The 10,283-nt window shown below is 37.8% G+C and carries 10 protein-coding genes; 1 reads left to right on the top strand and 9 read right to left on the bottom strand.

Features of this window, described 5'->3' with window-relative positions:
• Positions 1-56: 56 nt before the first annotated feature.
• Positions 57-674, bottom strand: coding sequence for a phosphatase PAP2 family protein (locus ACZFYI_RS09565; protein WP_462523902.1), 618 nt, complete (start codon positions 672-674; stop codon positions 57-59).
• The gene (gene rpoN, locus ACZFYI_RS09560; RefSeq protein ID WP_462523901.1) at positions 675-2,132 is read right to left on the bottom strand and encodes an RNA polymerase factor sigma-54; all 1,458 of its coding nucleotides are present in this window, start codon (positions 2,130-2,132) and stop codon (positions 675-677) included.
• Positions 2,133-2,321: 189 nt separating this feature from the next.
• Here rpoN and asnS point away from each other — a divergent pair, with 189 nt between their 5' ends.
• Positions 2,322-3,773, top strand: coding sequence for an asparagine--tRNA ligase (gene asnS, locus ACZFYI_RS09555; RefSeq protein ID WP_462523900.1), 1,452 nt, complete (start codon positions 2,322-2,324; stop codon positions 3,771-3,773).
• A 59-nt stretch (positions 3,774-3,832) separates the two neighbouring features.
• On the opposite strand, the gene ACZFYI_RS09550 is transcribed toward asnS, so the two are convergent.
• The 7 genes from ACZFYI_RS09550 to ACZFYI_RS09520 form a co-directional block, all read right to left on the bottom strand.
• A complete protein-coding gene (locus tag ACZFYI_RS09550) occupies positions 3,833-5,080 on the bottom strand; it encodes an MFS transporter (RefSeq protein ID WP_462523899.1) in 1,248 nt (415 codons plus the stop codon).
• A 68-nt stretch (positions 5,081-5,148) separates the two neighbouring features.
• Entirely contained in the window at positions 5,149-6,624 is a 1,476-nt protein-coding gene (locus ACZFYI_RS09545) for an NAD(P)H-hydrate dehydratase (protein ID WP_462523898.1), read from the bottom strand.
• Positions 6,617-7,945, bottom strand: a complete 1,329-nt coding sequence (locus tag ACZFYI_RS09540) for an MFS transporter (RefSeq protein ID WP_462523897.1) — start codon at positions 7,943-7,945, stop codon at positions 6,617-6,619. Before ACZFYI_RS09540 ends, ACZFYI_RS09545 begins: the two co-directional genes overlap by 8 nt.
• Before the next feature lie 62 nt (positions 7,946-8,007).
• Positions 8,008-8,469, bottom strand: coding sequence for an ExbD/TolR family protein (locus ACZFYI_RS09535; protein WP_462523896.1), 462 nt, complete (start codon positions 8,467-8,469; stop codon positions 8,008-8,010).
• 1 nt (position 8,470) lies between these two features.
• Positions 8,471-9,112, bottom strand: coding sequence for an ExbD/TolR family protein (locus tag ACZFYI_RS09530; RefSeq protein WP_462523895.1), 642 nt, complete (start codon positions 9,110-9,112; stop codon positions 8,471-8,473).
• Positions 9,112-9,441: a hypothetical protein gene (locus tag ACZFYI_RS09525; RefSeq protein WP_462523894.1), complete on the bottom strand. Its 330-nt coding sequence runs from the start codon at positions 9,439-9,441 to the stop codon at positions 9,112-9,114. The genes ACZFYI_RS09530 and ACZFYI_RS09525 overlap by 1 nt, the downstream gene beginning before the upstream one ends.
• 56 nt (positions 9,442-9,497) lie before the next feature.
• A partial coding sequence (locus tag ACZFYI_RS09520; RefSeq protein ID WP_462523893.1) for a MotA/TolQ/ExbB proton channel family protein occupies positions 9,498-10,283 on the bottom strand: 786 nt, incomplete at its 5' end.

Below are 10,283 nucleotides of genomic sequence, written 5' to 3'. Positions count from 1 at the left end.
TATTTTAGAAACACAAATCATTCTACCTATAAAAAAAGCCGGCTAGCCGGCTTTTTTTATAGGTAGAAATAGAATCCACCAAAACAGACTGAGAACCCCAATAAGAATCCTCCCAAAATTTCCAAAGGGCTATGGGCATTTAGGTATAGCCTTGATGAACCGATGATACCTGATAGAATGATTACCGAAAGCATAATATTGACAAGATTAGTGCTTGGATTTTTTAAAGCAATAACAATAATGATGGCCAAGAAACCTGAAATCCCAGTCATATGCGCACTTATTTTCCAAAAAAATGAGATACTCGTCAGTAAAATAACACAGATTGATATTGAAACCAAAGCAAGTATAAAAACCGGTTCAATATCAAATTTCAAATAAAACAAATAAGTAGATATTACATAAAAAAGACTGACCATGGAAAATGGAAAAACACGGTCTTCCTTATTGTTTAGATGTATTGAGGTTAAATTCCCAGTCAGCTTCATTGCAAAAATACTCAACGCAGGCATCACAAATGTGGTCAAAAAGACCATCAATACTATCATCCATTGATTATAATACTGAGATGCTGAAACTTCGGGAACACCAAAGAGCAAAAACAGAAAAATCAGTGTTGGGATTAATAGTGGCTGAAAAAGGTACGAAACCAAAAAAGCAAATTTCTGTGCCACTTATAATTCCTTTCTAAGTCTAGCAACAGGGATTTGCAATTGCTCTCTATATTTAGCAACTGTCCTTCTTGCAATGTTATAACCTTTGTCATTCAGAATTTTGACCAGCTTATCATCTGAAAGCGGCCTTTTTTTACTCTCTCCATCCACCATAGTCTGCAAGACACTTTTTACCTCTTTATTGCTCACATCCTCACCAGAATCAGTTGCAATGCCTTCTGAGAAAAAATATTTCAAAGGAAAAATCCCCACTTCTGTCTGTATTGACTTACTGTTTGCCACACGGGAAACTGTGGAAATATCCATCTCTATTTTATCAGCAATATCCTTTAAGATCATGGGCTTCAACTTTGTCTCCTCTCCATCTACAAAAAATTCTTCCTGGTAATCCAAAATAGCCTGCATGGTTTTAAGCAATGTTTGTTGTCTTTGCTTAATGGCATCAATGAACCATTTGGCAGCATCCAGTTTTTGCTTTACAAATGTGACTGTGTCTTTTAGTTTTTTATCCTTTTTATCACTCTTGTCATAAGCATCAAACATCTCTGAATAAGACCTGCTGACCCGAAGTTCAGGTGCATTTTTTGAATTTAGGGATATTTCAAATTTGCCGTTAACATTGGTCAGTATAAAATCAGGGATAATATATTGGGTCTTAACAAGCCCATCAGATGTCCCGCCTGGCTTGGGATTGAGCCTGGTAATCATGTTGACGGCTTCTTTGATATCCTCATCGTTCAAATCAAGCTTTTTCTGGATTTTGGTATAATGCTTTTTTGTAAATTCTTCAAAACATTCGCTGATGATTTTAATGGAATTTTGGACAACAGGATCGTCGGGATGCTCTTTTCTTTCCAGCTGGATCAAAAGACATTCCTGAAGATTCCTTGCTGCTATACCTGCAGGATCAAAATTTTGAATTTTTCTCAAAATTTCTTCAATTTCATCCAGGTCAGTTTCAATATTCTGGCTGAAAGCCAAATCATTGATAATCGCTTCCAAGTCCCTCCTTATATATCCATCATTTTCAATACTTCCGATCAATTGCCTTCCTATCAGCTTCTGTCTTTCATTTAACTTTAAAAATCCCAATTGTGTAATCAGCTGCTCATGCAAGGAAGATCCACCTGATATGGGTATCTCTCTGTCATCTTCATCAGGAGAGTAATTGCCATCACCCTGCATTTTGTATCCACTATAATCATCGCTTAGATAATCATCGATATTTACATCTTTGTCTTCGAAACCTGCATCATCCTCATAGCTATCCTCATAGTCATTATCTTCTGATTCACTGCTATCCTCTTCTTTTCCCTCCTCCAAAGCCGGGTTGATTTCGAGTTCTTCCTCCACACGGGATTCCAATTCTGCTGTCGGAACCTGCAGCAGCTTGATAAATTGAATCTGCTGTGGGGAAAGTTTCTGTGAAAGTAGCTGGCTTAAATGTACTTTTTGCATACTCTAATATATTTCAAAAGAATTAAGAATGAAGCTAAACAAAAACGGTTTTCTTTTACCTTCATTATTTCAAATTTAGGAAATAAGAACAAATTATTGATAAAAAGCTTATTTAATCGTTTTTTTGCATTCCCTTTAACTATCCATCATTTGCGGATATTATTTTAACAAAATCAATTTCCACTTTCTATGTCTTTCAATAAAAGAATCAAAATAAAAAAACTTCTTGAAAATGACCTTATCGGTCAGGAAGCGGTCCTTATGGGCTGGGTGAGAACCAAGAGAAGTAATAAAAACGTAACATTCATCTCCATCAATGACGGCTCCACTATCAGTAATTACCAAGTGGTGGCAGATCCAGCATTCATCAGTGAGGAAATCCTTAAAAAAGTAACTACCGGAGCCTGTATAAAAATAATAGGGAAAATAGTGGCTTCGCAGGGAGCGGGACAGCAGGCTGAGTTGGCAGCTTCCTCCATTGAAATCCTCGGAGAGGCAGATGCTGAGACATATCCTTTGCAGCCAAAGAAACATTCGTTGGAATTTCTAAGGGAAATTGCACACCTTAGGATCCGCACCAATACATTTGGAGCAGTTTTCAGGGTGAGACATGCTTTGGCTTTTGCAGTCCATAAGTATTTCAATGACAAGGGATTCTTTTATATCCATACCCCGATAATCACTTCTTCAGATGCAGAAGGGGCCGGAGAGACATTTAAGGTGACGATTTTAGATATGAAAAATCCTCCTTTGAATGAGGAAGGAAAGATCAATTTTAAGGAAGATTTCTTTGAAAAGGAAACAAATTTGACGGTATCCGGACAGCTAGAAGGTGAGCTTGCCGCCATGGGTTTGGCTGAGATCTATACTTTTGGCCCTACATTCAGGGCTGAAAATTCCAATACTGCAAGACACCTGGCGGAATTTTGGATGATCGAACCGGAGATGGCATTCTATGATGCTGAGGACAATCAGGATTTGGCAGAAGATTTCTTGAAATACGTGATTTCTTATGCTTTGGAAAACTGCAAAGATGACCTTGAGTTTTTGGACAAAAGAGCAGCAGAAGAAGAAAATACCAAAAAAGCCGATCAAAGAAGTGAAATGGGTCTTCTTGACAGACTCAGGTTTGTCGTAGAAAATGATTTTCAAAGAATCACCTATACCGAAGCCATTGATATCCTCAGAAATTCAAACCATAACAAAAAGAAAAAATTTCAATATTTGGTAGAATCATGGGGTGTTGACCTTCAGTCGGAGCATGAAAGATACCTTGTTGAAAAGCATTTCAACAAACCTGTAATCTTGACAGACTATCCGAAAGACATCAAGGCATTCTACATGAGACAAAATGATGATGGCAAAACTGTGGCTGCCATGGATATTTTATTCCCTGGCATAGGAGAGATTGTCGGAGGTTCCCAAAGAGAGGAAAGGCTGGATAACTTGACAAGAAGGATGGAAGAGATGAATATCCCTACTGAAGAAATGTGGTGGTACCTAGATACAAGGAGGTTCGGATCTACACCTCATGCCGGCTTTGGTCTTGGTTTTGAAAGGTTGGTGCTCTTTGTGAGCGGTATGGGAAATATTAGAGATGTCATTGCCTTCCCAAGAACTCCCGGACACGCTGAATTCTAATTGAAAAACATTTACAATCAATAAGCCCCCATTAAGTCAGTTACTTTTTGGGGGCTTTTCTATACATTTCTTTTGATTTCCAATTCAATAGAATCTCCAAGATCTACTTTAGGTTCATCGGTATCTATCACTTTGATTCTTCTTGCCAAAGGAATACATAAAAGGCTAAAAAAGATGGCAAAATATCCTACAATATTATAATTGACTAATTGGCCATTTACACCTTCCATCAAAATCAACCCTGCAACAAATGATGCAATACCTGCTGCCAATTGCTGTACAGCAGAGTTGAAACTTAGAAAACTACCTCTGTTTTCGGGCTTTGCGGTGCCTGTAATCATGGCAGCTGCCGGAACCATTCTTCCATTGGAAGTAACAAAAAACAAGGTAGAAATCATCAAAACAAAAGGAATGGGTGTCTGTCCCAAATGCGTAATCAACCCAATCGGGATGATATTCAAAGTCATGAAAACAGTAAATACCTTAATCTTCCCATATTTATCTGTCAATTTTCCTACCCAAGGAGAAGTAAAAATTGTAAACAGCCCTCCGGCCATATAGATATAGGTAAGTTGGATTTCGGAAAATCCAACATTAGCGACCATATATGGACTCAAAAAGGGGATAATCATAAACTGTCCAAACATCATCATGATAGTAAGAGAAATTGCTCTCATCTGATTACTGTTACCTGTCACTCTTCTGATAACTTGTATCGGGGTCGGTTTTATTTGTTGGCTATTAAGATGGGCTGTGATAGTAGGTATGAATTTGAATATCAAACTCAATATGACCAAAGAAAGACCTGTAAGAAAAATGAAAGGAGCATGCCAATTGGAAATACTGGCTATATACAAACCAAAAGGAACACCAACAACTGAGGCAACAGAAAATCCTGCCATGACTAGACCCATGGCTTTTCCCCTGCGTGAATCAGGAATAACATCCCCGATTATTGCCATGATCAAAGCTGAAGTAAGGCCCCCAAAAACCCCTGAAATAATACGGGAAATCAACAAGATAGTATAATTCGGAGAAAGCGCACATGCTATTGTCCCAAGAAGAAACCCTGAAAATACCCATAAAAGAATAGTCCTTCTGTCATATTTATCCAAAATAAAAGCTCCTAGAAAGCTACTAATCCCTGCGCTGAATGTATATGAAGAAACAAGTAAACCAAATTCTCTTGGTGTAATTTCAAAAATCCTCATCAACTGTGGCCCCAAAGGCATCAAGATCATGAAATCCACAATATGGGTAAAATTGATGGCCGCAAGGGTCCAAAGAATCAGTTTTTCTTTATTCATGAGATTGAAAAGACTTTTTATGCAACCAAAGCATATTTATTAAAGTTCTTAATTCTAAGAAAAAAAAATCAATCAATCCCAAGCTCTAAAAATGTTCTTGGAATGGAATCAATGATATCTGAAGCAATCAATCCTTTTCTTTTATCCATAGAAGCCAAGTCACCTGCCAAACCATGGTGGAAGACTCCACAAATCGCAGCATCTAATGGCTTGTAGCCCTGACCAAGAAATGAAGTAAGCATTCCTGTCAGCACATCCCCTGCTCCTGCTGTTGCCATATATTTATTTCCGGAAGAATTAAAATACTGAGAACCATCAGGACAAGAAATTGAAGTGAACGCTCCTTTCAAAACCAAGTAAACTCCAAATTTTGAGGAAAAATCCAGAGCCTTTTGAAGCCTTTCAATGTGATTTTGACATGGACCTACAAGCCTTTCAAATTCTTTGAGATGTGGCGTCAAAATACTTTTCTGTGGTAAAAACTCAAGCAAATTCTTATTCCTAGAAAGCAGATTCAATCCATCAGCATCTACAACTATGGGAAATTTAAAGGAGGTAAGGATCATTCTGAAATCATCGGGTTCAATATCCGTTCCCCAACCCGGTCCTATACCGACTGCATCGAAATCACCAAGGTGCTCGATTACCTGATCATTTGCAACCATCACCTCCGGAGCTCCAATCTGCAAAATCAATCTCTCTTCCGTCGGAGCCTGCACATGAACCAATCCACTCCCGCACCGCATGGCAGCCCTAGCACTAAGCAATATCGCACCCATTTTCCCTTTGCTCCCTCCTACTAAAAGAATCCTTCCAAAATCTCCTTTGTGACTGAATCCATTGAAATGCCTGTGTAAATGTGGAATATCCTGCTTTTGAACAAAATGTCTCTTTTGACCAAAAGATTCTAAAAAAGAGGAAGGAATTCCTATGTCAAGAACTTCAATTTTGCCAGTAAAATCAGCATGCTCGGGAAGCAAAAGTCCTAATTTGGGAAATTGAAAGGTACAAGTAAAATCAGCTTTGAATGCAGTACCCACTAAAATACCATCAGACGGTACGCCTGAAGGCATATCTATTGAAATTTTTTCGGAATTACACTGATTAAGGGAATTAATTGTTTCGAGGAATTTACCTGAAAGCGGTCTATTTACCCCAACTCCAAAAATCGCATCAATGCAAATGTTACCATGAACTTGATTGAAATCAAAATCTCTATAACCAAGAACTCTTACTCCGATTGGAAGCTTTTTGAAATTGATTTGATAATCTTGGCTACAATTTACTGAATCCTCAAAAATTAAAACTGTCACACCAAAGCCTTCCATTTCTAACAACCTAGCTATGGCCAACCCATCTCCCCCATTGTTACCAGGACCACAAAAAACAAAAATCTTTTTGTTTTCATTTTCAAAGCCAATCTTAAACCAGTTACAGAAAGAAATTGCAGCCCTTTCCATCAAATCCCAAGAGGATATTCCTTCTGATTTGACAAAAGCCTTATCCAACTCAGAGACCCTATTTCCAGAAATAATATCAAGCATCTTTTATTTCGACAATGTTTTGAAAATCCTCTTTTGGAATCCTTAAAAGAAGCAAAAATCCAAGACCCACAAAGAAAAACAAACCAAGGGCCAATGAACTGTTCCTCATATTTCCGGTAATCTGTTCGATTATTCCATAAGAAAAAGTACCCAATACTATCGCAATTTTTTCAGTCACATCATAGAAGCTAAAAAAGGAAGCATGCTGGGTTGTGTCTTTGGGGATTAATTTGGAATACGTAGACCGGGAAAGGGACTGTATCCCTCCCATCACCATACCTACAACAAATGCCAAAGCATAAAATTGGTATTCATTGACCACATAGTATGCAGCTCCACATATCAAGACCCAAATAAAAACCATGATCACAAGTGAAATTTTATTCCCCAAAGCTTTGGACAAATAGGCAAATAAATAACTACCCCCAATGGCCACGATTTGAATGATCAAAATAGTGATTATTAATTTATCACCGGGAAGACCCAACTCCTTATCTCCAAAAGTAGCAGCAAGGTACATGACAGTCTGAACACCCATGCTATAAAAAAAGAAGGCAGCCAAAAACCTTTGCATCACTTTTGTTTTTTTGACTATCTGAAAAATCCTATTTATTTCCTGATAACCCTGAAGAAGTAACCCTTTTTTGACTTTTTTATGGTAAGGATTATCAGGCAAATATTTAAATGGAATTTGCGCGAAACCTGCCCACCAAAATCCTGTAATTAAAAATGACCATCTGGCAGCCTGTCCTCCATCTGACAATCCAAATGTTTCGGGAGCTTGAATCATAAATAAATTCAAAACCAACAAGATAACACTCCCAATATATCCAAGCGCAAAACCTCTTGCACTCAAAAAGTCAAATTCATCCTCAGTTGCAATTTCGGGTAAAAAAGCATTATAGAATACTATGCTCCCGGCATAACCAATACTTGCCAAAACGGCACAGATTATTCCATATTCCAAATTGTCCCCATCAAAAAAGAACAATCCCAAACATGCCAGCGAACCCAAATAGGCAAATACTTTCATAAAGAATAATTTCTTTCCTCCATAATCAGCCATTCCTGAAAGCAAAGGAGAGATCAAAGCGATTACTAAAAAAGAAAATGAGATCGAATAGGAGTACAATACTGTATTAACGATTTTGAACCCAAAAAATGAAACCACGTCCCCATATTCCTCGGATTTGGTCACTCCATTGAAATAAACAGGAAAGATAGTAGAGGTAATCACCAAGCTATATACAGAATTGGCCCAGTCATACATTGCCCAAGCATTCTGAACTTTCTTCTTTTGACCTATTTTCAAAACATTCATTTAATCTAAAGTAAAAAAGCTATCCCTATGGGATAGCTTTATGATTTGAAATCTGAATTTGATTAATTCTGAACCTTTCCGGTGGATGCGTATAACAATTTACGTGCATCTGCTTCCCTCAATTCAAATTGAATATCTGAAATCGGTCCCATTTTTACGTCCCTATCAGCTTTCATTGAAATGGTTATTTGATCCCTTTCTGCCTCAGATAATTTATCTTTTTCTTGATTTACCCAAAGGATGATATCCTTTGTATTGATCAACACATCATTGGCTTGAACTCTAGGTTCAGTACCATATAGATTGGAGTTTTTTGGTTTTCCAACAAAAAGATAGGAGATCAATGTCTTTTTTTCCAATTTCTGAAGCTGAGTAGCCTGAGGAAGTTTTTGTTCCACCAAGATGTCTTGCTCTCTCAACACGGTAGTAACCATGAAGAAAAACAAAAGCATGAAGATGATATCAGGTAGTGCTGAGGTCGGGATGTTTTCCGAAGTCTTGGTTTTTTTCTTAAACTTTGCCATATCAATTACCTCCTATTTTATCTGGTTCAGCAATGGAAATAGCCATTGGAATTCCTTCTTTACCTTTGTCAATCAATGCTTTTTCAGCAGGATTTTTTCCTGTCAATGCTCTGTATTGATCAGCCGTTAAACCTACCCTTTCGGCATAAATTTCAAAATAAGCTCTCTTTACTTGATCAAGAACCTCTAGGTAAGTTTCATAACTCGTTCCCCTATTCGTTTTGATTGAAACTACAGCTCCTCCGTTCATTGGATGATCGGAAGAATTCCCATCTCTATTGGCTCTCGCTTTCAAAGATTGTGGAAGGCTATTGAATAAAGCAACAGCTTCCTCATCAGGAGCACCAAAATTCAAAAGAAAATCCTTTATATCCTCAGATAGCAAATCTGTATTTTCGACATACTCATCTTCAATAAGAAGCTGATCATTTGCATTGATCAAGATATTGTAGATATTTCTTTTATTCAAATCAATTTCCGGTGGCGGTTGATTTGGATCTTGTTTAGGAGGAAGGAGGTTTTGAATACCTTTATCAGAGGCAATGGTTGTGGTGACCAAGAAGAAGATAAGCAACAGAAAAGCAATATCCGCCATGGATCCTGCATTGACCTCTTGAGATGTTCTGCTTTTACCTTTTGCCATTATTTTATTGCTTTAGAGATTTCAGTAACTACTATACCTGCCAATGCAACAATTGTCATTACATAAGTCATAATAAGAGAACCTCCTACAAATTTGGACATGCCTTCAGTGAGATTAAAAGGCTCTTTCGCAAACTTAGGTAGGACTTCTCCGTCGGAAATGGAATAGGCAATAAAGAATAATACTGCCAATGCCACTATTGCTAGTGCTGATTTTAGCAAACTTTTAGGATCATCAAATGATTTTATCAATGGCATTACCACCGCTAAAATAATTCCTATAATCACTAAAACATCAGCTACGTAAAGGAAAATGTCTATAGAATCCATATCTAGTTTTTCTTTAGTTAACGTGAAGAATCAATTGAGCACATGCCCAATCAAAATTATTTTGACAATTTATGCTTCACTAGGATATCTACCAAAGAGATAGAAGCATCCTCCATATCATTCACCAAAGAATCGATTTTGGAAACCAAGTAGTTGTAAAACAATTGAAGAATAATCGCAACGATCAAACCTGCTACTGTTGTCAAAAGGGCGATTTTAATACCACCGGCAACAAGAGAAGGAGAGATATCACCGGCTGCTTCGATCGCATCAAATGCACCGATCATACCGATAACTGTACCCATGAAGCCCAACATTGGAGCAAGAGAAATGAATAGAGATATCCATACCAAGCCTTTTTCCAATCTGCCCATTTCGACAGAACCATATGCAATAATTGATTTTTCAACCATTTCGATACCTTCAGTGTATCTCATCAAACCTTGAGTAAAGATAGATGCAACAGGACCTTTAGTACTTTTGGTAACATCCTTGGCTGCTTCAATTCCGCCTTGCTCCAAAGCTGCTTCTACTTTTGACAATAATTTCTTTGTGTTTGTGGTAGAAAGGTTCAATGTAACGATTCTCTCAAGTGCAACAGCAAGACCTAAAATCAAACAGATCAATACTGGAGACATGTAAGTTGGATCACCTTCGATGAACTTTTCTTTGATAATTTGGTGGAACCCTTTTTCTTCACCCATAACCTCGTCATCGACGATTGCAGGTTCTGTAGGAGCTGCTTCCACAACTTCAGTTGTTTCAACTGCGGCAGAGTCTTGTGCGTCTGCGTCTTGAGCTTTCGTAGTTACCGGAAACATCAAGATTCCGGAAAGCATGAA

The sequence above is a fragment of the Aquiflexum sp. genome (assembly GCF_977115555.1).
This window is presented reverse-complemented; position numbering and strand designations above follow the sequence as displayed.

Bases quoted from the DNA above. Each gene is read 5' to 3' on its own strand.
- ACZFYI_RS09525 (WP_462523894.1), bottom strand. From the start codon at position 9,441: ATGGATTCTATAGACATTTTCCTTTACGTAGCTGATGTTTTAGTGATT.
- ACZFYI_RS09530 (WP_462523895.1), bottom strand. From the start codon at position 9,112: ATGGCAAAAGGTAAAAGCAGAACATCTCAAGAGGTCAATGCAGGATCC.
- ACZFYI_RS09540 (WP_462523897.1), bottom strand. From the start codon at position 7,945: ATGAATGTTTTGAAAATAGGTCAAAAGAAGAAAGTTCAGAATGCTTGG.
- asnS (WP_462523900.1), top strand. From the start codon at position 2,322: ATGTCTTTCAATAAAAGAATCAAAATAAAAAAACTTCTTGAAAATGAC.
- rpoN (WP_462523901.1), bottom strand. From the start codon at position 2,132: ATGCAAAAAGTACATTTAAGCCAGCTACTTTCACAGAAACTTTCCCCA.
- ACZFYI_RS09550 (WP_462523899.1), bottom strand. From the start codon at position 5,080: ATGAATAAAGAAAAACTGATTCTTTGGACCCTTGCGGCCATCAATTTT.
- ACZFYI_RS09535 (WP_462523896.1), bottom strand. From the start codon at position 8,469: ATGGCAAAGTTTAAGAAAAAAACCAAGACTTCGGAAAACATCCCGACC.
- ACZFYI_RS09545 (WP_462523898.1), bottom strand. From the start codon at position 6,624: ATGCTTGATATTATTTCTGGAAATAGGGTCTCTGAGTTGGATAAGGCT.